Annotated in this window: 22 protein-coding genes and 1 riboswitch; of the genes, 13 read left to right on the top strand and 9 right to left on the bottom strand. The window is 73.1% G+C overall.

Annotated elements, in window-relative coordinates:
• Window positions 1–17: 17 nt before the first annotated feature.
• Both H291_RS32620 and H291_RS0114545 read left to right on the top strand, forming a co-directional pair.
• Window positions 18–875: a DUF2599 domain-containing protein gene (locus H291_RS32620; RefSeq protein WP_020015741.1), complete on the top strand. Its 858-nt coding sequence runs from the start codon at window positions 18–20 to the stop codon at window positions 873–875.
• A gap of 265 nt (window positions 876–1,140) precedes the next feature.
• Window positions 1,141–1,440, top strand: coding sequence for a hypothetical protein (locus H291_RS0114545; RefSeq protein ID WP_020015740.1), 300 nt, complete (start codon window positions 1,141–1,143; stop codon window positions 1,438–1,440).
• A gap of 108 nt (window positions 1,441–1,548) precedes the next feature.
• Here the strand turns inward: H291_RS0114545 and H291_RS0114540 are convergent, their stop codons facing one another.
• Both H291_RS0114540 and H291_RS0114535 read right to left on the bottom strand, forming a co-directional pair.
• Window positions 1,549–3,687 (bottom strand): acyl-CoA dehydrogenase family protein, encoded by a 2,139-nt coding sequence (locus H291_RS0114540; RefSeq protein WP_020015739.1) that lies wholly within the window; start codon window positions 3,685–3,687, stop codon window positions 1,549–1,551.
• Window positions 3,688–3,746: 59 nt separating this feature from the next.
• Window positions 3,747–4,481: a TetR/AcrR family transcriptional regulator gene (locus H291_RS0114535; protein ID WP_020015738.1), complete on the bottom strand. Its 735-nt coding sequence runs from the start codon at window positions 4,479–4,481 to the stop codon at window positions 3,747–3,749.
• 181 nt (window positions 4,482–4,662) lie between these two features.
• Here H291_RS0114535 and H291_RS0114530 point away from each other — a divergent pair, with 181 nt between their 5' ends.
• The 3 genes from H291_RS0114530 to H291_RS0114520 are packed head-to-tail and all read left to right on the top strand — an operon-like array spanning window position 4,663 to window position 8,324.
• On the top strand, window positions 4,663–5,985 hold the full coding sequence (locus H291_RS0114530; RefSeq protein ID WP_020015737.1) for an acetyl-CoA C-acetyltransferase: 1,323 nt from the start codon (window positions 4,663–4,665) through the stop codon (window positions 5,983–5,985).
• A 45-nt stretch (window positions 5,986–6,030) separates the two neighbouring features.
• A complete protein-coding gene (locus H291_RS0114525) occupies window positions 6,031–7,374 on the top strand; it encodes a 3-oxoacyl-ACP reductase (protein WP_020015736.1) in 1,344 nt (447 codons plus the stop codon).
• Window positions 7,375–7,397: 23 nt separating this feature from the next.
• Window positions 7,398–8,324, top strand: a complete 927-nt coding sequence (locus H291_RS0114520) for a MaoC family dehydratase (protein ID WP_020015735.1) — start codon at window positions 7,398–7,400, stop codon at window positions 8,322–8,324.
• 115 nt (window positions 8,325–8,439) lie between these two features.
• Here the strand turns inward: H291_RS0114520 and H291_RS0114515 are convergent, their stop codons facing one another.
• Complete coding sequence (locus H291_RS0114515) at window positions 8,440–9,300, bottom strand: alpha/beta hydrolase family protein (RefSeq protein ID WP_051109495.1); 861 nt, start codon at window positions 9,298–9,300, stop codon at window positions 8,440–8,442.
• Between the two features lie 130 nt (window positions 9,301–9,430).
• Here H291_RS0114515 and H291_RS0114510 point away from each other — a divergent pair, with 130 nt between their 5' ends.
• The 3 genes from H291_RS0114510 (at window position 9,431) to H291_RS0114500 (ending at window position 11,917) form a co-directional block, all read left to right on the top strand.
• Window positions 9,431–10,426 carry a helix-turn-helix domain-containing protein gene (locus tag H291_RS0114510; protein WP_020015733.1) on the top strand — a complete coding sequence of 332 codons (996 nt, stop codon included), beginning with the start codon at window positions 9,431–9,433 and terminating at the stop codon, window positions 10,424–10,426.
• A 27-nt stretch (window positions 10,427–10,453) separates the two neighbouring features.
• Window positions 10,454–11,347 carry an LLM class flavin-dependent oxidoreductase gene (locus tag H291_RS0114505; protein WP_020015732.1) on the top strand — a complete coding sequence of 298 codons (894 nt, stop codon included), beginning with the start codon at window positions 10,454–10,456 and terminating at the stop codon, window positions 11,345–11,347.
• A 264-nt stretch (window positions 11,348–11,611) separates the two neighbouring features.
• Complete coding sequence (locus tag H291_RS0114500; protein WP_020015731.1) at window positions 11,612–11,917, top strand: hypothetical protein; 306 nt, start codon at window positions 11,612–11,614, stop codon at window positions 11,915–11,917.
• Window positions 11,918–12,008: 91 nt separating this feature from the next.
• On the opposite strand, the gene H291_RS30180 is transcribed toward H291_RS0114500, so the two are convergent.
• Entirely contained in the window at window positions 12,009–12,794 is a 786-nt protein-coding gene (locus H291_RS30180; RefSeq protein ID WP_051109494.1) for a mechanosensitive ion channel family protein, read from the bottom strand.
• 280 nt (window positions 12,795–13,074) lie between these two features.
• On the opposite strand from H291_RS30180, the gene H291_RS0114490 reads away from it, so the two are divergent.
• Together H291_RS0114490 and H291_RS30175 are read left to right on the top strand one after the other, a co-directional pair.
• Window positions 13,075–14,574 (top strand): amidase, encoded by a 1,500-nt coding sequence (locus tag H291_RS0114490; protein WP_020015729.1) that lies wholly within the window; start codon window positions 13,075–13,077, stop codon window positions 14,572–14,574.
• Between the two features lie 118 nt (window positions 14,575–14,692).
• Window positions 14,693–15,289 (top strand): hypothetical protein, encoded by a 597-nt coding sequence (locus H291_RS30175; RefSeq protein WP_020015728.1) that lies wholly within the window; start codon window positions 14,693–14,695, stop codon window positions 15,287–15,289.
• Window positions 15,290–15,345: 56 nt separating this feature from the next.
• On the opposite strand, the gene H291_RS0114480 is transcribed toward H291_RS30175, so the two are convergent.
• Entirely contained in the window at window positions 15,346–16,764 is a 1,419-nt protein-coding gene (locus H291_RS0114480) for an aminotransferase class V-fold PLP-dependent enzyme (RefSeq protein ID WP_033327059.1), read from the bottom strand.
• 30 nt (window positions 16,765–16,794) lie between these two features.
• Window positions 16,795–16,908: riboswitch (SAM riboswitch) on the bottom strand.
• Window positions 16,909–17,357: 449 nt separating this feature from the next.
• Here H291_RS0114480 and H291_RS0114475 point away from each other — a divergent pair.
• Together H291_RS0114475 and H291_RS0114470 are read left to right on the top strand one after the other, a co-directional pair.
• Window positions 17,358–17,807 carry a rhodanese-like domain-containing protein gene (locus H291_RS0114475; RefSeq protein WP_020015726.1) on the top strand — a complete coding sequence of 150 codons (450 nt, stop codon included), beginning with the start codon at window positions 17,358–17,360 and terminating at the stop codon, window positions 17,805–17,807.
• On the top strand, window positions 17,804–19,069 hold the full coding sequence (locus H291_RS0114470; protein WP_020015725.1) for an O-succinylhomoserine sulfhydrylase: 1,266 nt from the start codon (window positions 17,804–17,806) through the stop codon (window positions 19,067–19,069). Before H291_RS0114475 ends, H291_RS0114470 begins: the two co-directional genes overlap by 4 nt.
• Window positions 19,070–19,151: 82 nt before the next feature.
• On the opposite strand, the gene H291_RS0114465 is transcribed toward H291_RS0114470, so the two are convergent.
• The gene (locus tag H291_RS0114465) at window positions 19,152–21,629 is read right to left on the bottom strand and encodes a glycoside hydrolase family 3 N-terminal domain-containing protein (protein WP_020015724.1); all 2,478 of its coding nucleotides are present in this window, start codon (window positions 21,627–21,629) and stop codon (window positions 19,152–19,154) included.
• Between the two features lie 151 nt (window positions 21,630–21,780).
• Between H291_RS0114465 and H291_RS0114460 the strand changes: the two genes are divergently transcribed.
• Window positions 21,781–22,527, top strand: coding sequence for an MBL fold metallo-hydrolase (locus H291_RS0114460; protein ID WP_157237151.1), 747 nt, complete (start codon window positions 21,781–21,783; stop codon window positions 22,525–22,527).
• A gap of 125 nt (window positions 22,528–22,652) precedes the next feature.
• Here H291_RS0114460 and H291_RS34215 read toward each other — a convergent pair whose 3' ends face one another.
• From H291_RS34215 to purS, 3 genes are read right to left on the bottom strand one after another with little or no spacing between them, the layout of a single operon-like run.
• The gene (locus H291_RS34215; RefSeq protein ID WP_020015722.1) at window positions 22,653–23,789 is read right to left on the bottom strand and encodes a GNAT family N-acetyltransferase; all 1,137 of its coding nucleotides are present in this window, start codon (window positions 23,787–23,789) and stop codon (window positions 22,653–22,655) included.
• 27 nt (window positions 23,790–23,816) lie between these two features.
• The gene (gene purQ / locus H291_RS0114450; protein ID WP_020015721.1) at window positions 23,817–24,563 is read right to left on the bottom strand and encodes a phosphoribosylformylglycinamidine synthase subunit PurQ; all 747 of its coding nucleotides are present in this window, start codon (window positions 24,561–24,563) and stop codon (window positions 23,817–23,819) included.
• Window positions 24,563–24,850, bottom strand: a complete 288-nt coding sequence (purS, locus tag H291_RS0114445) for a phosphoribosylformylglycinamidine synthase subunit PurS (RefSeq protein WP_020015720.1) — start codon at window positions 24,848–24,850, stop codon at window positions 24,563–24,565. The genes purQ and purS overlap by 1 nt, the downstream gene beginning before the upstream one ends.
• Window positions 24,851–24,934 lie beyond the last annotated feature (84 nt).

Below are 24,934 nucleotides of genomic sequence, written 5' to 3'. Positions count from 1 at the left end.
GCCCGCACAATGGGCACGTGCTGATCCGACGAGCCGTCACGCCGCCCCTGGCCGCGTGCGCCGCCCTTGCCACCCTCCTCGCGCTGGGTGGCTGCAGCCTGGTCGAGCGCGCGCAGGGCTCGGACGGGACCGCCGACCCGGCGCCCACAGCATCGCAGGAGACACCGACACCCGAGCAGAGCACCGCGAAGCCCAGGGCGCGGACCAGCACCGTCACCGTCACCGCCGGCGACGTCGTGCTGGAGGTCAGCTCGCGGAAGGCCGCAGAGGTGCGGGAGGACGAGCTCGGACCGGGCACGCGCACGGTCACGCTCGACCTCACCCCCGGGCGCACCGCTCGCCTCGCCCTCACCTCGCCCGGGGCGCTCGACGTCGACTCCGACGGCAGCGTCACGGTGCTCGACGGCAACGGCACCCCGGTCGCGGCGCTGAGCCCGCCCGAGCCCGTGGCGGACGCAGCGGCGGACGCGCCCCGCATCGACGTCACCGAGATCGACGCGACGAAGGCCCAGGTGGAGCTCGACGACCGGTCGGCCGGCGCGGGCACGGACGCACCGGAGCGCACCACGCCGCTCACCCTCACGTTCGTGGTGGGCACGCAGGCGATCGAGGGCATGAGCTGGGGCGAGAACGAGGGCGGCCGGTCCCTCGCCCTCGACCCGGCGGACTGGGCCCGGCACGCCGGGGAGGCGGGCCTCGACCTGATCCGCACGCAGCTCGTGGCCGCCGAGCCGGAGGCCGACAGCGACACCATGGAGCACCAGCTCGTGTGCCACGCCCTGGGCGCGGCGGACAAGGAGACGTGGAACCTGGAGCCGTGGCGGCCCGACGTCGGGCTGATCCTCACGGCCACCGCGCACTGCAACCCGGTCTGAGCTGCGGCCAACGCGGCCGTGACCCAGTCGTGACCAGTACCGGAGCCATTCGAGGTGCGGGGAAGGTCGGGGTGGGGTTTCCTGGAAAGACGGCGAGGCAGGCTCGCCAAACAATCTATGAGCCCCAGCTCAGCCGGGCTCCGGCACCTGTTCCTCGCGCGCCCTCAGCTGCACGACGAACATCTTCCGGTGGTGCGGCGCCACAGAGTTCCCCCCTGGGGCAGGGCAACTTCTCCTCGGAGACACCTTGGCAGGGAGGCTCCAGATGACCCGCGTCATCATCCTGGGATCATCCGTCGCGGTCGGCGGCGGTGCGCTCCTCGGAATCACACTCGCATATCAGCTCGTACCGCTCGCCGTGCTCGCCGCCCTCCTCGGGTTGGCGGGCATTTTCGTCGTGGTCCGGGCCATCCCCGAACCGGCGCCCGCCATGGGTGCCCCGATCATCCTCAGCGGGCCGCTCGCGCGCCCCGCCGACAACGAGGAGCCCGACACCGAGTCCGAGCCGGTCCCGGTGCAGCAGCTCCCGGTACCCGTCGTGGCCGCGGTCCCGGACGCCGCCTGACCAGGTCGCCGTCGCCCACCGCGGCGGCGCCGTGACAAAGGAGAACCGCAGCCGCGGCGCGCACCCTCCGAGGGTGTGCGCCGCGCCTGCGGTTGCTCGTCGCTCCGCCTACCGGGCCTGCGCGGCCGCCTTGGCCTTCTTGGCCTCCTGCTTGCGCAGCTCCTTCTCGCTGACCGGCGCCGTGCCGCTCGCCCGCAGCTCGCGGTAGTACGCGCGGGCCTCGTCCTGCCGCTCCTTCTCGGAGCCGTCGGCGATCGGGGCGCGCAGGTGCTCCTGCGAGAAGCCCCAGGCGTCGATGACGTCGAGCACGTGCGGGCGCAGGGCCTTCAGCATGCGGTCGATCGTCGCCGTGACGGCCTTGGCCCGGCCCGTCGAGATGCGGCCGTTGGTCAGGTGCCAGTCGAGGTGGCGCTCGATGGTCGTGAGGCCGTAGATGTCGCGCAGCAGCGTCAGCACCGTACGGGTACCCGGGTCGGTCACCTTGCCGATGGCCTTGGTGAACGCGTCCCAGCGGACCAGCTCGGCCCACGCGGCCGCGGACCCGATGAGGTTGACCTGGTTGTCGTCGAAGATCTCCTGCGCCTTGATCGAGTCGGCCTTGAGCGCGGGGCGCATGCCCATCGCGGTGGCCGCGACCATGCCCTCGTAGCGGCCGGCGATCAGCCCGCGCTGCACGTCCGCGTCGAGCAGGCGACCCGCGGACCGGGCGGCGCCGCCGTCGGCCACCGACTGGCCGAACCGGCGCAGCGGGGTCTTGTGCAGGACGGCGTCCTTGGCCTGCCCGGCCACGATGCCCGCCATGCCCGCCGGGGACTTCGCGGCCCGCGCCATCTTCTTGCCGTAGTCGCCCACGAGGCGCTTCGCCGCGAGCTGCAGCAGCACGTGGTTGTCGCCCTCGAAGGTGGCGTAGATGTCGAGGTCCGCGCGCAGCCCGGTGAACCGGTTCTCGGAGAGGAACCCGGCGCCGCCGCAGGCCTCGCGGCACTCCTGCAGCGTGTCGAGGGAGTACCAGGTGGAGGTCGCCTTGAGCGCCGCCGCCGTCGTCTCCAGGTCCTCGCGCTTGGCGGGGGTGTCCTCACGGCCCGAGAAGACGTCGTCGAACAGGTCCAGCAGCTCGTCGTGGGCGAAGTGCATCGCGTACGCCTCGGCGATCCGGGGGAAGAGCCGGCGGCGGTGCGTCGCGTAGTCGAGGAGCGTCAGCTCGTCGGCGCCGGTCGCGGGCGAGAACTGGCGGCGCTGCTCGGCGTACTTCGTGGCGATCGCGAGGCCGATCTTCGCCGCGGTGATCGCCGCGCCGTCGAGCGAGACCCGGCCCTGCACGAGGGCGCCGAGCATGGTGAAGAAGCGGCGTCCGGGGCTGTCGATCGACGAGGTATAGGTACCGTCCGCCGCCACCTGGCCGTACCGGGCCAGCAGGTCCTGGCGGGGCACCCGCACGTCCGTGAAGTGCAGCTTGCCGTTGTCGATGCCGTTCAGGCCACCCTTCTGGCCGTCGTCCTCGCCGCCGACGCCGGGCAGGAACTCCATGGTCTGCGGGTCCCGGATCGGCACGTAGAAGCAGTGCACGCCGTGGTCCACGCCGTTGGTGATCAGCTGCGCGAACACCGTCGCCGCCACACCGTGCTTCGCCGCGTTGCCGAGGTACTGCTTCCACGCCCCGCGGAACGGGGTGTTGATGACGAACTCCTCGGTCTCCGGGTCGTACGTCGCCGTCGTGCCGATCGCGGCGACGTCGGACCCGTGGCCCGTCTCGGTCATCGCGAACGCACCCGGGACGCTCAGGTCCATGGCGCCCGGCAGCAGGCGGTCCTTCTGCTCCTCCGTGCCGAGGTGGTTGATCGCGGACGCGAACAGCCCCCACTGCACACCCGACTTGATCTGCAGCGACGGGTCGGCGGCGACGAGCTCCTCGAAGCCCACCAGGTTGGCGCCGGCCTGGTCGCGACCGCCGAGCCGCTCCGGGAAGGCCCGCAGCACCTGGCCGTATGGCACCATCTGCTTCATCTGCGCGAGGGTGATCTCCCGGTGCTCCTCCTTGGTGATCCCCTCCTGCTTCCACAGCTCGGGGTGCTCGGCCACCATCCGGCGGGCCTCGGACCGCTCCTCGGGCCAGCGCCCGAGCAGCATCTGCTGCAGGGCCGGCACGTCCACTCGGGTGCCCGACGCCGGACGGGTCGCCTCGGGCTGGGGCGCCACGGCCTGCGGGGCCGTCGCCGTGGTGGTCACGGGCTCGGAGGTGGTCGTCATCGGTTCTCCTCGGTGTTCGGCCGGAGGGCCAGGTCTGGTGTCGGGAGGGTGGGTCGGGATCAGGCGGTCGCGGGCGCCGCGCCGGGCCGGGCCTGGTGGAGCACGCCCACCGGACCGGTCCAGAGCCAGAGCGTCACGCGTTCGGTGAGCTGTTCACGGGTCAGCGGCGTCGACTCGACGGTGCGGTGGCCGAGCCACCACTCGCCGGAGCCGCGCACGAAGCCGACGGCGCCGGCGGCCCACGCCGCGGCGTCGGCGGGAGGGACGTCGGTGGCACGCGCGAACGGCTCGGCGACGAGCTCGATCACGGAGTCGAGGTAGGCGCCCAGGGGATGCAGGTCGGCCGGCGAGGTCGGCGCGGCGTCGTCGGCGGCGGGGGCCGGCGCACGACGGCCGCGACGGCCGCTCTCGACCGGAGCGGGCTCGTTGCCACCGATCGCGGTCCGGGTCACGAACCAGTAGACGTTGGGTGAGCTCTCGATCATCTCGAGGTAGACGCGCACCATCTCGCGCAGCGCCATCTCGGGGTTGTCCGCTTGCTGCGCGGCGGCGCGCAGCGCGTCGTGCATCTGCATGACCACGGTCTCGGCGACGGCGAGCCGCAGGCCGGCCTTGTCGTCGAAGTACCGGTAGACGATCGACTTGGACGTACCCGCTGCGGCGGCGATCTCGTCCATCGAGACCGCAGGCCCCAGGCGGTGCACGGCCTTGCGCGCGGCACGGACGAGCTCTGCCCGACGCGCCGTGCGGTGGTCGTCCCAGCGGGTCGAACGACCGTCGACTCCGATACTCATCGCTCCGCCTCCCCACCTTGACTCGCTAGAGGTCTTGTGATTCGTCTCACGAGACTGAGAGTATCAGGTACTGTGAGTCCTGGGCACCACCCGGGTCGAAACCCGGGTCGCGTCCTGCCAAGGTCTCGACAAGGCTCGACCCGACGAAGCCCCCGACGACGAACCGAGAAGGAACAGCGACGTGTCCACTACCCCCTCCCCCGTCCCGTCCACGCGCGAGGCCGTGATCATCGGCGGCAACCGCATCCCGTTCTCCCGCGCCGGCAAGAAGTACGTCCGGACCAGCAACCAGGACATGTTCACCGCGGCTCTGGAGGGCCTCGTCGCCCGCTTCGGCCTGCAGGGCGAGCGCCTGGGTGAGGTGGTGGGCGGCGCGGTGCTCAAGCACAGCAAGAACTTCAACCTGATCCGCGAGAGCGTCCTGGGCTCCTCCCTGGCGCCCACCACGCCCGCGTACGACGTGCAGCAGGCGTGCGCCACGGGCCTCGAGGCCGCCATCGCGGTGACGAACAAGATCAAGCTCGGCCAGATCGAGTCCGCGATCGCCGGTGGCACCGACACCGTGTCGGACGCGCCGATCGTCGTCAGCGACCGGCTGCGCGCCGCGCTCCTGGACGCCAACCACGCCAAGACCACCGGCGCCAAGGTCAAGGCGCTGCTACAGATCCGTCCGAAGGACCTGGCCCCGGCCACCCCGAGCACGGGCGAGCCGCGCACCCACCTCTCCATGGGCGAGCACCAGGCCATCACCACGGCCAAGTGGGGCATCACCCGCGAGGCGCAGGACGAGATCGCGTACAACTCGCACCAGAACCTCGCCCGCGCGTGGGAGGCCGGCTTCTTCGACGACCTGGTCACCCCGTTCAAGGGCCTGACCCGCGACGACAACCTGCGCCCCGACACCTCGCTCGAGAAGCTCGCCAAGCTCAAGCCCGTGTTCGGCGCCAAGCTGGCGGACCCCGCCACCATGACCGCGGGCAACTCCACGCCGCTGACCGACGGCGCGTCCGCCGTCCTGTTCGCCTCGCGGGCGTGGGCGGAGGAGCGCGAGCTGCCGATCCTCGCGAAGTTCGTGGACGCCGAGACGGCGGCGGTCGACTTCGTGCACGGCCACGAGGGCCTGCTCATGGCCCCGGTCGCGGCGGTCCCGCGCCTGCTGGCCCGCAACGGGCTCACACTGGACGACCTCGACTTCCTCGAGATCCACGAGGCGTTCGCCTCCACCGTCCTGACCACGCTCGCCGCGTGGGAGGACGAGGAGTACTGCCGCACGGAGTTCGGGCTGGACGGCGCGTTCGGCAAGGTGGACCGCAGCAAGCTGAACGTGAACGGCTCCTCGCTCGCCGCGGGCCACCCGTTCGCCGCGACCGGCGGCCGCATCATCGCGACGGCGGCCAAGCTGGTCGCCGCGAAGGCCAAGGAGACCGGCCGGCCGGCGCGTGCGCTGATCTCGGTCTGCGCGGCCGGCGGCCTGGGCGCGGTGGCCCTCGTCGAGTCCGTGTAAGTCTGGCCGAGCCCGCCCGTACGCCACGCAATCGAAGAGGACATCGTGACCGACAGCTATCTCAACCTGGCCAACGGGACGCTCAAGCCCGTCTTCAAGAAGCTGGGCCTGCCCCAGCCCGCCATCCTCCGGCGCTACCGCCCCGGCAGCCCGCTCACCGTGGGCCCGGTCCTGGTGGTGTCCGACGACGCCTCGGCCGGTGACGCGGACGCCGTCGCCAAGGTCCTGTCCGGCTGGGACGTCGACGTGCGCCGCAGCCCGGAGACCGCCGAGGGCGAGCGGTTCGGCGCCGTCGTGCTGGTACTGACCGGTGCCGAGACGCCCGCGGCGGTCTCGGCGCCCGTGCTCACCGTGGCCGGCACGCTGCGGCGGCTGGCGGGCAACGGCCGGGTCGTGAGCATCTCCCGCGCCGTGGCCGACGGCGACGCCCCGGTGCTGGCCGCGACCCGCGGCGGCGTCGAGGGCCTGGTGCGCTCGCTCGGCAAGGAGCTGCGCGGCGGGTCCACGGCCAACGGCATCCAGCTCACGGGCGACGCGGCCGTCGACTCCGCCTCGGCCGTGGCGACACTGCGCTTCTTCCTCTCGGCCAAGTCGGCGTACGTGGACGGCCAGCTCCTGCCCGTCGGCCCGTCCGACGCCGCGGGGCCGGTCGACTGGGAGGCCCCGCTGGCCGGCCAGGTGGCCGTCGTCACCGGCGCCGCGCGCGGCATCGGCGCGGCGATCGCCCGCACGATGGCCCGGGACGGCGCCAAGGTGGTCGTGATCGACGTGCCGCCCGCCGGCGAGTCGCTCGCGACCGTCGCGAACGAGATCGGGGGCGTCGCGCTGCAGCTCGACATCACCGCCGACGACGCCGCCGACAAGATCCTGGCCGCGACCAAGCCGCTCGGTGGCCTGGACATCCTGGTGCACAACGCCGGCATCACGCGCGACAAGCTGCTCGCCAACATGACGGCGGACAAGTGGGACCCGGTGATCGCCGTGAACCTCACGGCGCAGCTCCAGATCAACGAGCGCCTGCTCGCGGCCGGTGTCGAAGGGCTCCGGATCGTCTCCCTGGCCTCGACCACCGGCCTGGCCGGCAACCGCGGGCAGACCAACTACGGCTACACGAAGGCCGGGGTCATCGCGAACGCTGCGGCGGGCGCCCCCGTGCTCGCGGCCACCGGCGGCACGACGAACGCCGTCGCGCCCGGCTGGATCGAGACCGAGATGACCGCGAAGGTTCCGGCGCTCACCCGCACCGTGGCACGCCGGATGCCGTCGCTGGGCCAGGGCGGCCTGCCGGTCGACATCGCCGAGGCGATCTCCTTCCTCGCGTCCGGCCCGGCCGCCGGGATCAACGGGCAGACGCTGCGGGTGTGCGGTCAGCACATGGTGGGCAAGTGACGGTGCGAGGAACGCAGAGCGCAGTGACGACCCCGGCGTCGTACCGCGTGACCGACCTGCCCGAGGTGCCGAAGCTGGGCGGCCTGTTCGCGAAGGGCGTCGCCGGGTCCGCCGGCAAGCGTCCGAAGGGCGAGGTCCGGCTGCCCGAGGTGACGTACCGCGTCGCGCGCGTGGACACCGCGGGCGAGGCGGCGCACCTGGCGGCGTACCAGGACCTGCTGGGCGAGCCGTCGTCCGACGTGCTGCCCGCCGGGTTCCTGCACGTGCTCGCGTTCCCGGTGGCCACGGCCGTGATGGTGCGCGGCGACTTCCCGCTGCCGCTGCTCGGCATGGTGCACCTGCGGAACGTCGTGCGGGTGCTGCGCCCGGTACGGCTCGGCGAGACCGTCGAGGTCCGGGCGTGGGCGCAGGACGCCCGTGCCCACCGGCGCGGCGTCCAGGTCGACCTGGTCGCGGAGGTGCTGGTGGACGGCGACCCGGCCTACCAGGGCGTCTCGACCTACCTCGCCAAGGGCTTCACGGCGCCCGACGGCGCGGCCCCGGCCGACGAGTCCCCGCGCGAGGCGTGGACGGCGCCCCTGCCGACCGCGCGCTGGAAGCTCGGCGCCGGGACCGGCCGGGCCTACGGGGCCGTGTCGGGCGACCAGAACCCGATCCACACGTCGAACCTGGGCGCCAAGGCGTTCGGGTTCCCGCGGACGATCGCGCACGGGATGTACTCCGCGGCGCGGGCGCTGGCCGAGGTCGGGCCCGCGCGGCGCGGCGAGGCGTACGAGTGGACCGTCGAGTTCTTCCGCCCGGTGCTGCTGCCCGGGACGGTCGACGTGGCGATCCGGTACGCGACGGACGTCGCCGAGGGTGGCGCGGACGTGGCCTCCGGGTTCGTGTACGACGGCTGGCGGTCCGGCAAGGACACCCGCCACTTCCGGGGCACGGTCCGCCCGCTCTGACGGGCGGCCTGTCCGCGGGCCCACAAGGCGCCCCCAAGACGAACGTAGGGTTGGTCGGCTCTGGACGGCTCTTGGAGCGAGCGACCCTACGTTCGGCTGCGGGCGAGCGGGGACCTCACGCCGGCGTGCGGAGGGCCACGCGCGGGAGGAGCACCTTTTCCCACAGGACGGCGCGCTTGGGGCGGAAGAAGCCCGAGTGCCCGATGCGGGTCAGGCCGTGGTCGGCCGCCCGCATCTCGACGAGCTCCATCTCGGTGCCGGGGAACTCGCGGCTCCAGTACCGGATCGACTCCGGGGAGATCAGCTCGTCGTCCGCGGTCCACAGCGCGGTGACCGGCGTCTCGACCTTCGCGAACCGGTCGCGCAGCTCGGGGTGCTCGCTGAACAGGTAGTCGGGGTGCAGGCACCAGCGGCCCCACTGGCGCATGACGCCCGCGGGCAGGTCGTCCAGGATCCGGAGCCGGCGGCCCGGGTAGTAGCCCGCCACCGCGGTCGCGGCCGGCGCGATGACGCGCCAGAGCAGCGGCGACCAGGTCCGGATGGCGGGCGCCGCCTTGCCCCGCCAGCCCGTGCCGGAGGCCACCATGACACAGCGGTCCACGCCGACGTCGGCCAGGAAGCCCAGGCTCTGGCCGCCGAACGAGTGGCCGACCCACGTGAGCGGCACGCCGGCGGCGTCGGCCCGGGTGCGGGCGTGCGCGGCGGCGGCCTCGGCGTCGTGGTACCAGTCGAGGGCCGTTGCCGCGGAGTCCCGCAGGGGGCCGTAGAGGTCCGGCTCCGAACCGCGGTAGGAGAAGGTGAGCACCGCGAGCCCGCGCTCGGCGAGCCAGGCGGCGGTGTGCCGGTAGAACCGCATCGGCATGGCCATGGCGGGGGCGATCGCCACGACACCGGCCACATCGCCGTCGGGCAGGAACCAGCGGCCCGCGACCCGCGCGCCGCCCTGCGCGAGGAAGCTCACGTCTTCGGTGCTCACGCTCGGGAGGCTACCAATCGGCCCGGCGCTGCCGGTACGTGCCAGGACCGGACAAACCAGGACGTCTCAGAGGGCCTCCCTGGCGTATCCTCGCCACGGCGCTGTGAAATTCATCCGGCGGGAGGATGCCATGCTCAGTGACGTGCTCGGCCTGACCAAGTCGCAGTCGCTCGCGTATCGCGAGCTCGTGGCCTCACCCTCGCTCGACGCCGCGGAGCTGGCCCAGCGGCTCGGCTGCGACCCGGGGGACGCGCTCGACGTGCTGCGCACCCTGGAGAACCACGGGCTGGCGGCTCGGCAGAGCGCGGACGACTCCCGCTTCCAGGCCGCCCCGCCCGAGATCGCGCTGGGCGCGCTGCTGGCCCGGCGCAAGGACGAGATCCGCGCGGCGCAGGTCGAGCTGATCGAGCTGGAGGAGGACTTCCGGCGCTCGTCGGCGCTGCGTCCGGCCACCGACGTGGTGGACGTGGTGCGCGGGGCCGACGCCGTGAAGCACCGCATCATGCAGCTCCAGCTCGGCGCGCGCGAGACCGTCGAGTCGTTCACCAAGCCGCCGGTCTTCGTGATGTCCGCCGAGGACAACACCGCGGAGGACCAGGCCGTGGCCCGCGGCGTCCGGTACCGGGTGGTGGTGGACCGCGTGTTCCTCGACACGGGCATGATGCGCGTCGACGACGTCGCCGAGGCCATCGAGAACGGCGAGGAGGTCCGGTTCTCGGAGCGGGTGCCGATCAAGCTGTTCATCATCGACCGCCGGCTCGCGTTCGTGCCGATCCAGACCGTGGTCGACGCCGAGGACTCGGGCCTCACGCCGGACCTGGTGGGTGCGCTGATCATCCACCCCTCGGGCCTGCTCGACGCCCTGATCGCCCTGTTCGACGCCGTGTGGCGGGACGCGACACCGTTCGCGCGGCCGGGCGAGCAGGCGGGCGCCGCCGAGCTCGAGTACCAGGACGCCCGCATCCTCGGGCTGATGCTGGTGGGCCTGACGGACCAGTCGGTGGCCAACCAGCTCGGGCTCTCGCTGCGGACAGTGCAGCGCCGGGTCAAGGTGCTGATGGACATCGCCGGGGTCTCGACCCGGATCCAGCTGGGCTGGCACGCCGCGCGCAAGGGCTGGATCTGACCGCTCGACCCGTGACAGCGTGTGCCCATGACCACACTGGCGTGCATCATCCGCCCCTCGACCCCGCCGTCCCGCGTCATCCCGCTCGCCCGCGCGATCGAGGCCGCGGGGATCGAGGAGATCTGGCTCTGGGAGGACTGCTTCCAGACCGGCGGCATCTCCGCGGCGAGCGCGATCCTGGCCGCCACCGAGCGGGTCCGCGTGGGGATCGGCGTGATGCCGACGCCGCTGCGGAACGTCGCGCTCACCGCGATGGAGGTCGCGACGGTGGACGGCATGTTCCCGGGCCGGCTGATCCCGGGGATCGGGCACGGCGTGCAGTCCTGGATGGGGCAGGTGGGCGCCCGCGCGGCGTCGCCCCTGACGCTCATGCGGGAGTACGCGACGACGCTGCGCACGCTGCTGGCCGGGGAGCGCGTGACGACGTCGGGCCGGTACGTGAACCTCGACGACGTGAAGCTGGACTGGCCGCCCGCTGTGCCCGTGGAGGTGCCGGTCGCCGCGACCGGGCCCAAGTCCCTGCGGCTCGCGGGCGAGGTGGGCGACGGCGTGGTGCTGGAGGGCTCGGTGGGCCTTGTCGGTCTGCCCGCCGCGCTGGAGCGGGTCGCCGAGGGGCGGGCCGCTGCCGGCCGGAACGGCGAGGCGTTCCGGGTGATCCAGTTCGTGTGCGGCGGCACAGGGCCGGACGCCGCCGCCCGGCTGCGCGCCGAGCTCACCTCCTGGGGCCAAGACGTGGCCGACGACGAGCGGCTGGCGGGCCACGCGCTCTGGGGCGACGCCCTGGCGCTGGCCGAGGGCGTGCGCCGGTTCGCCGCGGCCGGCGCGGACACCGTGGCGATCCAGCCGACCGAGGACGACCCGGACCTGGTGCGGCTCGCCGAGGTGCTGGGCGAGGCGCGGGACCTGCTGAGCCGGGACTGACGGTCGCGGGGCAGGGCCGACCGCCCGGCCCTGCGACCGCCCGGGCCCGCGACCGCCCGGTCGGGCCTGGCGGACGGGCTCTCCTTTGAGGCCTAGGTTTCTTCGCTTTCCAGTGCTGGAAAGCGAAGAAACCTAGGCCTCGAAGGGGAGTCGCGTCTGGCGGGACATTCGGCCTCACCCAAAGTTCGTTGAGCCCCGTCCGCGGGTGACGCAGCGTGGACCGGGCCGGAGGGACGAGCCCTCCGGCCACGAAGGAGGTTCACCATGACGAAGTTCGTACGGGTCGCCGCCGCTGGTGCCGCGGCCCTGCTCACGACTGCCGCCGGCGTGCTCGGCGCGACCACCGCCTCGGCCGCCGACCGGGACTTCGGCACGGACGGGACCCGCGTCACGTCGGTCCCGGCGGGCCACCCCTGGGACAACGACACGGACGGGACGCGCGTGACATCGGTCCCGGCCGACCGGGAGTACGGCACGGACGGGACCCGCGTGACGTCCGACAACAAGGACTGGCCGGCCGGCACCGACGGGACCCGGGTGACCTCGGTCCAGGACGACCGCGAGTACTGAGCCCGGACAGCACGACGCCGGGGCCGCACCGTCTGCGTGACGGTGCGGCCCCGGCGTCGTCGTGCTGACCGCCGGTGCGGCGGTCAGGTGGTCACAGGTCGCGCGACGGCGGGGCGAACGTGCCCGAGGCCGGAGGGGCGGCGGGCGTGTTGTTCGGGTCCGCGGCGGGCGCGGCGGCGGGGGCCGCGCCCTCCGAAAGGTTGCCCAGGAAACCCTCGACCCGCGAACGCATGGGGCCGATCAGCGCACCGCCGACACCGACGATCAGAATGCCGGCCACGGTGGCCAGGAATGCGACGAGGACGGGCATTGTCACCGTGGTGCCGATGCCGATCTGGTTGACGGCGGCGATAACACCGAGGGCGATGATGAGGAACGAGACCGTCTTCGCCACCAGCGAGCCGTAGGAAACGCCGCTCATGGTGTTCAGGAGAAGGTCCTTCACGGCATTCGCGATGGCGCCGGCGATCACGACGATGACGATCGCGACGACCAGGCTCGGGAGCCACGCCACGATCTGGTTGACGATCGCGCTCACCGGGTTGGTGGGCCCGAAGGCGCTCAGCGCGAGCTGCAGCGTGATCAGCAGGATGAAGTAGTAGATGATCTTCGTGAGCAGCGCGATCGGCTCGATGCCGGATCCGGCGAGCAGCCGGTTGGCCCCCGCCCGCTCGAGCACCTTGTTGAAGCCGATGCGCGTCAGGATCATCCCCACGAACCGGGCGATCGCCTTGGCGATGAAGTACCCGATGAGGAATACGACAAGGAACACGAGGAGCTTCGGGATGAAGCTCGCGATCGAGCTGAGCGCGTTGGTGAGCGGCGCCAGCCAGTCGACCTGGTTCGGCACGACGAGTGCCGTATTGAAGAATGTCATTGCTCTCCCCCTTCGAGATCTTTTCGGCACCCCGGGCGCACATCCTCGGCGCGGCGCAAAGGTGCCAGCACTCCAAGAACCTATGCCGGAGAAGCGCATTCTGCGCGGCGGGATTTAGTGCAACCGAACGCAATTCGAACGCAACTTTGAACATACCCGCAGGTCAGATCGCCGGGCGCCGACCGGCACGTTCATGAATTTGCCTGATTCCCCTGTAGAGCGGGTGAGACATAAGCGACATTCCATCGAGGCTGGAGTGGCGAGCGCCTAGCCTGGCGACATGGATGCCCTGCACGAGCGGACCGCCGTCGAGCTCCGCGACCTCCTCGCCGCCGGAGAGCTCACCCCTACCGAGGTGACCGAGCACTTCCTGGACCGGGTCGACCGGCTGAACCCCCAGGTCGGCGCCTTCGCCACCGTCACCCCCGAACGGGCACGGAAACGCGCGGCGGAGCTGGAGGAGGCCCGGGCGGCCGGACCCGACGAGAGCTCCACGCCGGGCAGCCTGTGGGGCCTGCCCACCGGGGACAAGGACCTCTGGAACCGGGCGGGCGTGCCCACGGGCTACGGCTCGCGCGCCTTCGCGGGGCTGCCGCCGGCCGAGGAGAGCGACGAGATCGTCCAGGTGCTCGACGACGCGGGCATCGTCAGCCTGGGCAAGACCGCCGCGCCCGAGCTGGGCTTCCCCGCCTACACCGAGCCGGTCGGCGCCCCGCCCGCGCGCACCCCGTGGGACCTGACCCGCGGCGCAGGCGGCTCCAGCGGCGGTGCGGCCGCGGCGGTGGCGGCGGGCCTGCTGCCGTTCGCCCCCGGGTCCGACGGCGGCGGATCGATCCGCATCCCGGCGGCGGCCTGCGGCGTCGTGGGGCTCAAGCCCACGCGCGGGCTGCTGCCGGCGGGCAGCGGCGTCGACTCGCTGGGCGGGCTCGTGGTGAACGGTCCGATCGCCCGCACCGTGGCGGACACCGCCCTGCTGCTGGAGGCGATGCTCCCCAGGCGCGCCGGGGGCGACGTCGCGCACCCGTACACGCTGCGGGCGCCGTCGTACGCCGCGGGGGCGTACCTCGCGGCCGCGCAGCGGGCCGGGCTGCCGGAGGGCACCGGCCTGGCCGGTCCGGGTGTCGCGCGCATCGGCGTGACCACGTCGTCGGCCTGGGACGGGTTCTACGACATCACCGTGTCGCCCGAGGCGCGTGCCGCGCTGGATGCCGGGGTGCGTGCCCTGGCCGGGGCCGGGCACGAGATCGACGAGACCGCGCTGGCCGAGGCGCCCGAGTACGCGCCGGCGTTCCGGACCCTGTGGATGGGCGGCGCGTCGGCGGTGCCGATCGACGACCCGGCGGCCCTGGACAAGCTGGAGCCGCTGACGCAGTGGCTCATCCGCATCGGCCGCACGGTCCCCGCGCGGCAGCTCGCCGAGGCGGTGCGCACGCTCACCGGGTTCGAGCGCTCGCTCGTGGCGCAGGTCGGTGCGTACGACGTCGTGGTGACCCCGGCCCTCGCGCTCACACCGCGGCCGATCGGCTGGTACGACGCCGAGGACCCCGAGCGGAACTTCGAGCAGCAGTGCCAGTACACCCCGTGGACGTCGATGCTGAACGTGGCCGGGCTGCCCGCGATCACCGTGCCGACACACTGGACCGAGCCCACGGCCGACGCACCCGCGGGGCTGCCGATGGGGGTGCAGCTCATCGGCCGGCCGGGCGGTGAGCTCACGCTGCTGGCGCTGGCGGCCCAGCTGGAGTCGGCCCTCCCGGGCCCGCGCGCCTTCCCCCTCTGACACCGGGTTCGGGCGTGGCCGAATGAGGTTCCGCGTCGCCGAGGCCCGTGGTTGGGTACCCCTAGAGGGTATCTATTTCCGGGGTACCCGAGCACGAGGACACGAGGAGACCGGGACCATGACCGAGACCTTCGAGACGGCCGTCCCGGCGCGGCGCAGCCGCTGGACCGGGACCTGGCCCACCAACACCGGCTGGATCGCGCTCGGCGCGCTGACCGGCTTCAGCCTGCTGGTGGGCGGGACGGCGATCGCCGGCGGCACGTGGCAGGACGCCGTCGCCGAGGACCCGACCACCGCCGTCGGCGTCGCGGCGCTCTGCTACCTGGCCGCCGCCGTGACCGGCGTCCGCTGGACGGCGTGGCTGGTCGCGCTGCTGGCGTCCGCGATCCCCGTCACGTCGGAGCTGCTGGACACGCCGCGCTGGATCGCGTTCGTGCTGGTGGGCCTCGTGCTCACCGGCATCGGGCTGGCCCGCGGCCGCAGTGCGACCTGGCCGCAGGCCGCCGCGATGGCCGGCTTCTTCGGCGTCGCCGCCGTCGCCCTGTTCCTGGAGCCGCGCGTCGGGCTGGCCCTCGCGGGCCTCGCCCTCGCCGCCCACGCCGCGTGGGACGTGGTGCACTACCGCCGCGACGTGGTGGTCAACCGCTCGCTGGCGCTGTGGTGCATCGGCCTGGACCTGACGATGGGCGGCATCTGCGTGGCGCTGGCGCTCTGAATCGCTGGTCGAGCTTGTCGAGACCGGTCTCGACAAGCTCGACCAGCGGAGTGGGACTAGTCCTCGTCCGGGAGGCAGCCGAAGGCCTCGTCGAAGCCGAGCGCGGCCGTCGCGAGCAGGCCCGCCAGGCCCGAGCCCTCGGGCACGGGACGCGGGTCGTCGGTCACGACCCAGAGCCCGTCGACGACGTCGTAGCCCGCCTGCGGACCGTCGGCCACCAGGCTGCCGACGGCGGCGATGAGGCGCTCGATCTCCTCGCCGGCGGTGCCGACGCCGACCGAGGCGCGCACCGCGCCGGCGTCGAACCCGAGGCGGCCGAGCAGCGGGTGCGCGCAGAAGCGGCCGTCCCGCACGCCGATTCCGTGCTCAGCGGACAGGTAGGCGGCGACGAGGCCTGGGTCGTAGCCGGTCACGGTGAAGGTCACGACGCCCACGGGGTCGACGGCGTCGGCCCAGACCCGCACGACCTCGACGCGGTCGATGGCCTCCAGGCCCGACACGAGCCGCTGCCGGAGGGCGTTCTCGTGCGCGACGACCTCGGCCGGGTCCAGCGCGGCGAGCTCCTCGCAGGCCGCCGCGAGGGCGACCGCGCCGATCACGTTGGGCGAGCCGGCCTCATGGCGGGCGGGGCCCTCGTGCCAGTCGGTGCCGCCCACCCGCACCCGGCGGACGGCGCCGCCACCCGCGAGGTAGGGCGTGCCCTGGTCGAGCCAGTCGCGACGGCCCACCAGGACGCCGGCGCCGAACGGGGCGTAGGTCTTGTGCCCGGAGAAGGCGAGGTAGTCGACGCCCGTCGACTCCAGCGAGATGCGGCGGTGCGGCACGAGCTGGGCGCCGTCGAGCACCACCCGCGTGCCGAACTCGTGGGCGACGGCGACGATCTCGGCGATCGGGAGGGACTCCCCCGTCACGTTCGACGCGCCGGTCAGGGCCAGGAGGGCGTACGGCCGGTCCTCGGCGGCATCGGCCAGCTCCTCCCGGATCTGGGCGACGGTCTCGGCCACGGTGGCGCCGCCGGTCAGCACGGTCGCGCCGGTGGTGCGCTGCCAGGGCAGCAGGTTGGCGTGGTGCTCGACGTCGAGCACCAGCACGCGGCCGGGCTCGCCGTCGGCCTGCGCGGGGACGCAGCCGGCCAGGAGGTTGAGGGAGTCGGTGGTGTTCCGGGTGATGATCGTCAGGTCGTCCTCGCGGGCGCCGACGAACGCGCCGATGGTGCGGCGGGCGGTCTCGTAGAGCGCCGTGCTCACCTGCGAGAGGTAGCCGGCGCCGCGGTGCACGCTGGCGTACAGGGGCAGCACCTGGGTGACGCGGTCGGCGACGGCCTGCAGAGCCGGGGCCGACGCGGCGACGTCGAGGTTCGCGTACGAGACCTGGGTCCCGTCCACGAGCGGGACGAGCGTGCCACCGCCGACCACGGGCCGCAGCGGGGCGAGGCCGGCCACCGCGGTGGCACGGCTGATGGTGGGAGCAGACATGGCGTCCTCCAGCACAGTCCTGGGGGAGGTCCCCCGCGCTTGCCGCGCGCGGGTGCGCACGGCCTGGTCGTCACCCGGGGCACCCCACCGCGGAGGGAGGGTTGCCGGCCAGCGAGCCGGGGCTTGACGCTGGCGCTCATGACCTGCGGCCATCCTGTGCTGCGGGCAAAAGCCCTGTCAACGCATGTCTCAGATGCTGGTCCCACCTGCTGGTCGAGCCGCGCGGGCCGCGAGGTGGGCGACGCGGGCCGCGTCCGAGCGGTACATCGCGGCGTGCTCGCGCAGCTCGGCAGTCCGCCCGGCTGGTGCGCTTCTACCCAGTCATTGGGCCCGAAATCAGGGTGATTTCGGGCCCAATGACTGGGTAGATCGACACCTCCGAAGCTGACGACAGATCGCCCCCAAGCCCTATCAGATTGGTCGGGTTGCCTGTCGAGACACTGTTCCACCCACCGGACACATGTCGTAGGGTTGGCGGCGACCATCCCGAGCGGCCGAGTGACGTGGCACGACGACGCCGCAGCAACCCAGCGTTCCCCGCAGCAGCGGAGGGCGGCCGAGGGTGCTACCGCCACGACCGATGGAGGAGCATCATGAGCGACCCCGCGCGCATCGACGTCCGGCCTGCCGAGGGCTACGCCGGCGACATCACGCCCGAGCAGGCCTGGGAGCTGCTGGCCGGCGACCCGTCCGCCGTCCTCGTGGACGTCCGCACCCAGGGCGAGTGGCGCACGATCGGCGTCCCCGACACGGCGAGGCTCGAGAAGCAGCCCGTGTTCAGCGAGTGGGTGCAGGCGGGCGGCGTGCCGAACCCGCGGTTCCTGGAGGAGCTCCGGGCGGCCGGCGTGACCGACGGGCCCATCGTCTTCCTGTGCCGCTCCGGCCAGCGCTCGATCGCGGCGGCGCGGCTCGCCACGGCGTCGGGCATCGCGCCGTCGTACAACGTGCTGGACGGCTTCGAGGGTGCGCCCGGGGCCGACGGCGTCCGCGACCAGCGGGGCTGGAAGGTCGTCGGGCTGCCCTGGACGGCGGGTCCCGCGTGACCGTCACCGGTGCGTTCCCGGCGGACGCGAACCCCGGCGGCTCCGGCCGCAAGCCGCTGCCGGCCGGGGTGCGCCCCGCGACGCTCGCCGTGCGCGGCGGGCACCAGCGCAGCGAGTTCCAGGAGACCAGCGAGGCGCTGTTCCTCACGCAGGGCTACGTCTACGACAACGCGGCCGAGGCCGAGGCCGCCTTCAAGGGCGACGTCGACCGGTTCGTCTACTCGCGCTACGGCAACCCGACGGTGCACACCTTCGAGGAGCGGCTGCGCCAGCTCGAGGGCGCCGAGGCCTGCTACGCGACCGCGACCGGCATGTCCGCCGTGTTCACGGCGCTGGCCGCGCTCGTGGAGTCGGGCTCGCGGATCGTGGCCGCCCGGGCGCTCTTCGGGTCCAGCGTCGTGATCTTCGAGGAGATCTTCAAGAAGTGGGGCGTGCGCACCGACTACGTCGACGGGCACGAGCTGTCGCAGTGGCAGGAGGCGCTGTCCACGCCCGCGGACGTCGTGTTCTTCGAGACGCCCTCGAACCCGATGCAGGACATCGTGGACGTGCGCGCCGTCGTGGACCTGGCGCACGCCGCCGGGGCCGTCGTGGTGCTCGACAACGTGTTCGCCACCCCGCTGCTGCAGCAGCCGCTGGAGCTGGGCGCCGACGTGGTCGTGTACTCCGCGACCAAGCACATCGACGGGCAGGGGCGCGTGCTGGGCGGCGCGATCCTCGGCTCGACCGACTACATCACCGGTCCCGTGCAGACGTTCATCCGCAACACCGGGCCGTCGCTGGCGCCGTTCAACGCCTGGACCCTGCTCAAGGGCCTGGAGACCCTGCCGGTGCGGGTCGCGGCACAGGGGGCGAGTGCCCTCGCCGTCGCGCACGCGCTGGAGGAGCTGCCCGCGGTGGGCACGGTGCGGTACCCGTTCCTGGACTCCCACCCGCAGGCCGAGCTGGCGCGCTCCCAGATGAGCGGCGGCGGCACCGTGGTGACGTTCGACCTGGCGGTCCCCGAGGGGTCCGACGCCGAGGCCGCGAAGCAGCGCACGTTCCAGTTCCTCGACGCGCTGCGGCTGGTCGACATCTCGAACAACCTGGGCGACGCGAAGTCCCTGATCACCCACCCCGCCACGACCACGCACCGCAAGCTCGGCGCGGCCGGCCGGGCCGCCGTCGGCATCGCGGAGACCACGGTGCGGCTCTCGGTCGGCCTGGAAGACGCGCGGGACATCATCGAGGACGTCGAACAGGCCCTCGCCGCGCCGAGATAGGACCAGGGCGAGGTAGAACTGCAGCGAGGTAGAACCCCAGCGCTGGGGTTCTACCTCGCTGCAGTTCTACCTCGCTGCGGTGCTACTTCGGCTGGGCCGCCGCGAGGATCGCCCGGGCATGGCTCGTGCGGCCCTCCAGCACGGCCACGTCCGACGTCGCGATCGCGCGCGACGCCGCCGGTGACACGCCGTCCGCCGGGTCGAGCGCGACGTCCTGCAGCGTGGCCCGCTGGTCGCCGTGGTGCCCCTTGCCGCCGGTCGTCAGGCCCCAGCCGAACGGGAAGAGCGGGTCGTAGTCCCGGTCGCCCACGTTCACCACGGGATCGTCCGCGGACCGCGGCCACGAGACCGGCAGCCTGCCCGTGAACTTCCGGTCGCCGAACAGCACGTCGGCGACGCCGGCGCCCTCCGTGCCCGGCAGCCACGACGCGACCAGCGCGTCGATCGAGCCGAGCTGGTCGGTGAGCACCTGCGGCCGCCCCGACACCACGAGGACCACGCAGGTCCGGATCTCGGCGCAGACCTTGTCCACGACGGCCGCGTCGCCGGCCTGCAACGACATCGACTTCTCCTCGCGCGGCACCCCGCCGTCGGCCGGGTCCCACGCCCACTCGGGCCCGCCCACGTCGCCGAACCCCTCGGCGTACGGGGTCTCGCCCACGACGACGACGCCGACGTCGGCCCCGTCGGTCGGCGCGGACGCGTCCTCGCTGAACGTGACGTCGTCGGCCGCCGCCCGGATGCCCTCCAGGATCGTGGTGCCCTCGGTGACGTCGCCCGAGAAGCCCTGCCAGGTGCCGGTCCAGCCGCCGGCCTGGTTGCCCAGGTCGTCGGCGTTGCGGCCCGCGACGTAGATGCTGTCCCGATCGTCCAGGGGCAGCGCGCGGCGGTTGTTCTTGAGCAGCACCTGCGACTTCGCGACCGCCTCGCGCGCGATCGCCCGGTGCTCGGCGGACCCGATCTCGTCGGCGTGCGAGCGGTCGGCGAACGGCTCCTCGAACAGCCCGAGCTCGAACTTGGCGGCCAGGATCCGGGACACGGCGTCGTCGATCCGCGCCTCCTTGACCTGGCCGTCACGCACCGCCGCGACCAGCCGCGTGTGGAACCGCTCGAACTGCGACGGCTCCATGAACATGTCGACGCCCGCGTTCACGCTGGTGACGATCTGCCCCGTGGTGGGCGAGTCGTCGGCGAGCGGCGGGATCTGGTGGATGCCCTGCCAGTCGCTGATCACGAAGCCGTCGAAGCCCTGCTTCTGCTTGAGCCACCCGGTGATCAGCTCGCGGTTGGCGTGCATCTTCAGCGGGTTGCCGAGGCCGTCGTCGGTCCAGTCGATGCTGGAGAAGCTCGGCATGACCGAGCCGACGCCGGCCCTGAGCGCCGCGGCGTAGGGCGGGAGGTCGACCTGCTCGACGTGGCGCCGGCTCTGCTCCGTGATGCCCTGGTCGATCGTGTAGTCGCCCTCGCCGGTGCCGAAGGTCGTGTCGCCGTCGCCCACGAAGTGCTTCGCGGTCGCGAGCACCGACCGGTTGCTCTCCAGGTCCTTGCCCTGGAACCCGGCCACGGCCGCCGCGCCGAGCACGCTCGCGAGCGCGGGGTGCTCGCCGAACGACTCGTAGGTGCGGCCCCAGCGGTCGTCGCGCACCACGCACACGCACGGCGCGAACGTCCACGGGATGCCGGTCGCCCGCGTCTCCGTGGCGACCATGCGCTCCGCGCGTGCGACGAGCAGCGGGTCGCGCGTGGCGCCGAGCCCGATGTTGTGCGGCAGGATCGTGGCGCCGTTCAGGTTGCCGTGCCCGTGCACCGAGTCGACGCCGTAGATCAGCGGGATCTGCAGCCGCGTCGAGAGGGCCTGCGTCTGGAAGCCGTCGATCGCGTCGGCCCACCCCTCCGGTGTGTTCTCGGCAGGCGTCGAACCGCCGCCGCTGAGCACCGAACCGAGGCCGAGCTCGGCGATGACCGCCGGGTCGCCCGTCACGTTCCCGCGCTCGGCCTGCGTCATCTGCCCGACCTTCTCGGCGAGCGTCATGCGCTTCAGCAGGTCGGCGACGCGCTTCTTGGTGGACAGGCGCGGGTCGAGGTAGGGCAGGCCGTGCCCTCGCACGACGACGGTGGGCTGGCCGGAGACCTCGGCGTCCGGCGACCGCAGGGTCACGGGAACCGTCTCGGCCGTCTCACCGACGTCCGACGCGCGGGTGGTGACGTGCAGGGTGCGCTCGGTGCCGGACGGCGTCCCGGCGGGGAACTCGAGGGTGCCGGAGCCGGCCACGTAGTCGGCGTCGGCGGTGGCCGTGCCGGAGCCGGTGCTCCAGTCGACGCGGACCGGGGAGGCGAGCGCGGCGTCGTCGGCCGACTCGACGGTGACGGTGACGGTCGCGGTGTCGCCGTCGTCCACGAAGGTGACGGGGCCCGCGCTGACGACGGCGTCGGCGGGCGTGGTGGCCCGGGTGGTCTGGGGAAGAGCGAACAGTGTCGTGGCGGCGAGAGCCGTCACGGCGATGAGTGCCGGTGTTCTGCGGACGCGGTAGTCCTGCGCCGCGCCTGAGATGGCGGACATCTGAGGTATTCCTCTCTTCTTTGGGAGGTGATTTACCGATCACACACCGCGTTCCCGCAGCACACAAGCCAGGTTGACCCCTGGATAGGGTGATTCGGTGGACATCATTGCCTCCTTCGCGAGGGTGCTGCGCGCCGACAATCCCGGCCCGATGACGCTCGACGGAACCCGGTCGTACGTGCTGCGCGCGCCCGGGTCGCCGGGCTGCGTGGTCGTGGACCCCGGCCCGGACCTGGCGCCGCACCTCGCCGCGGTGGCCGACGCCGGACCCGTCGACCTGGTGCTGGTGACCCACCGGCACGCCGACCACACCGGCGGGCTGGCGCGGTTCCGGGAGCTCACGGGCGCGCCGTCACGGGGCGTGCTGCCGGAGTTCTGCGCGGGCGCCGGGCCGCTCGCCCACGGCGAGGTCCTGGAGGTGGCCGGCCTGCGCGTCGAGGTGCTGGCCACCCCGGGGCACACGGCGGACTCGGTGTGCCTCGTAGTGTCGGACGGCACGACCTCCGTGGTGCTCACGGGCGACACTGTGCTGGGCCGCGGGACCACCGTGCTCGCCGAGCCGGACGGATCGCTGCGCGACTACCTGGCCTCGCTGGACCGGCTGGGCGCGCTCGACCTGCCCGACCCCGTGCCGGGCCTGCCCGGGCACGGGCCGGTGCTCCCGGACCTGCGTGCCGCGGTGGGCGCGTACCGCGCGCACCGGACGGAGCGGCTGGACCAGGTGCGCGCGGCGCTCACCGCGCTCGGCGTGTCGCTGCCCGATGCGGGCGGCCCGCTCCCGGACCCGCTCCTCGACGCCGTGACCGGCGCGGTGTACGCGGACGTCGACCCGTCGGTGCTGCCTGCGGCCCGCTCGTCGGTCCGCGCGCAGCTGGACTACCTGCGCGGGCGGTCGTAGCGGCTGGCGCAGGGCTCGGGGGAAGAGTTACGCAGCCGGAGGGGTAACGCTGAGCTAGCAGTGCTACGTCTGCGTTACCCCTCCGGCTGCGTACCGTCTTCCCCGGCGCCGACCCGGACGTACGGTCAGAGCGCCTTGCCGAGGAACAGGAGCTGGGCGTCGTCCGAGTCGTAGGGCGGGTACGGCAGCACCGGCCGGTAGCCGAGCTTCCCGTACAGGCGCAGCGCCGTGGGCTGCCGGATGCCGGTGTTGAGGTAGGCCGCCAGGCCGCCGCGCCGCCGGGCCTCCTCCTCGAGGTGCCCGACCAGCGCCGAGGCGACGCCCGCGCGGCGCACCGACGGGTCGACGAACACGCTCTGCAGCTCGAACCCGCGGGACTCGCCCGCCGCAGCGGCGGCCGCGATGCCGCCGACGCCGCGCAGCGGGTCGGCGGTGAGGTGCTCGGGGCCCACCGGCGACGTCGCGAGGGTGGCACAGCCGACAGGCCGGCCGTCCAGCGTGGCCAGGACCGTCACCAGCGCGGTGTGCCCCCGGTCGACGTCGACGACGTCGTGGCCGCCGCGCGCCTCGACGACCCGCGCCAGCTGCGGGTAGAGCGGCTCGAGGTAGGCCCACATGGCGCGCCGCAGGGCGGCGGCGTCGGGGTCGTCCCAAGGGACCTCGCGGATCAACGGGGCGGACGTGGGGGTCTCGACAGGCTCGACCACCGGGGCCGCGTCGGGCACCAGCCACTTGCCGAAGCAGCGCGAGCCCGGCTCGTCCGAGAACACGCCGAACGACTCGACCGGGTCGTAACCCAGACGGAGGTACAGCCCCAGGGACTCGGGCTGCATGAGCCCGCTCTCCAGGATGAGGTGTCGTACGCCGGCGGCACGGGCGGCGTCCTCGGCGACGGTCATCAGGGTGCGGGACAGCCCGCGGCCGCGGAAGCCGGGCGCCACGTACACGCGCTTGACCTCGGCGGTCCCGTCGGGGTGCAGGCCGCCCTGGTAGTCGTCCCGGCCGGACAGGTCGCGCAGCGCGGCGTGCCCGGCCGGCTCGCCGTCGACCCGCAGCAGCAGGGTCGCGAACACGTTCGACGGGTCCACCTGGTCGCGCGCGTCGGGCACCGGGGCGCCGTCGGCGTCCGTCGTCGACGGCCGCCCGGGCTGCGCGTACCGCAGGTCGATCTCCTGCTGCTGGTCCGCGCGCAGGCGGACGGCGTCGACGTGGTCCCAGCCGACCGTCTCGACGGTCAGGCCAGCGAGAACCTCAGCGACCATGACCGCCCGCCCGGACCTGACCGGTGGTCACGCGTGGACCAGCGACGACAGCACCGACGTGAAGAACGTCAGGCCGTCGACACCGGCGCGCGGGCCCTCGGCGGACGCCGGGCCGAAACCGGGCTCCACCGCGTGCTCCGGGTGGGGCATGAGGCCCACCACGTTGCCGCGCTCGTTCGTGATGCCCGCGATGTCGCGGCGCGAACCGTTCGGGTTCCAGCCGTCGTAGCGGAAGACCACGCGGCCCTCGCCCTCGAGCTCGTCGAGCGTGCGCTCGTCGGCCACGAACTGGCCGTCCTGGTTCTTCAGCGGGATGGTGATCTGCTGCCCGCGGCGGAACTCGTTGGTCCAGGCGGTGTGCGCGTTCTCGACGATCAGCGACTGCTCCCGGCACACGAAGTGCAGGTGGTCGTTCTTGACCATCGAGCCCGGCAGCAGGTGCGCCTCGGTCAGGACCTGGAAGCCGTTGCAGATGCCGAGCACCGGCATGCCGCCCTTGGCGGCGTCGACCACGGCCGCCATGGCGGGCGCGAACCGGCTGATCGCGCCGGCGCGCAGGTAGTCGCCGTACGAGAACCCGCCGGGCAGCACCACGGCGTCGACGTCCTGCAGCGACTCGTCGGCGTGCCAGATCGAGACCGCCTCGGCGCCGGCCAGGCGCACGGCGCGCGCCGCGTCCCGGTCGTCGAGCGTGCCGGGGAACGTGATGACGCCGATGCGGGCCTCGGCGATGCCGGCCGCGGCGGCGACGGGCGCCGGCTCGGTCGCGGACATCAGGCGCTCACCGGGGTGCCGCTCGCCTCACCCGGGACGGCGGCGGCGTCGGAGACCGAGACCACGTCCTCGATGACCGGGTTGGACAGCAGGGTGGCCGCGGCCTCCCGGGCGGCGGCGAGGATCTCAGGCGTGACCTCACCGTCCACCTCGAGCTCGAACCGCTTGCCCTGACGCACACCGGAGAACTGGGTGAAGCCGAGGCGCGGCAGCGCTCCGACGACAGCCTTGCCCTGGGGGTCCAGGATCTCGGGCTTGGGCATGACCTCGACGACGACGCGTCCCACGAAGGCTCCTTGAAGGTGAGGGAATTCCGGGAAGAGTCTACTTGCGCGGCGGGGTGCCTCGCCGTCCGTGGACAGTGACCTGCG

Origin of the sequence: Promicromonospora sukumoe 327MFSha3.1 (genome assembly GCF_000385135.1) — a bacterium.
GTDB classification, from domain to species: Bacteria; Actinomycetota; Actinomycetes; order Actinomycetales; family Cellulomonadaceae; genus Promicromonospora; species Promicromonospora sukumoe_B.
This window is presented reverse-complemented; position numbering and strand designations above follow the sequence as displayed.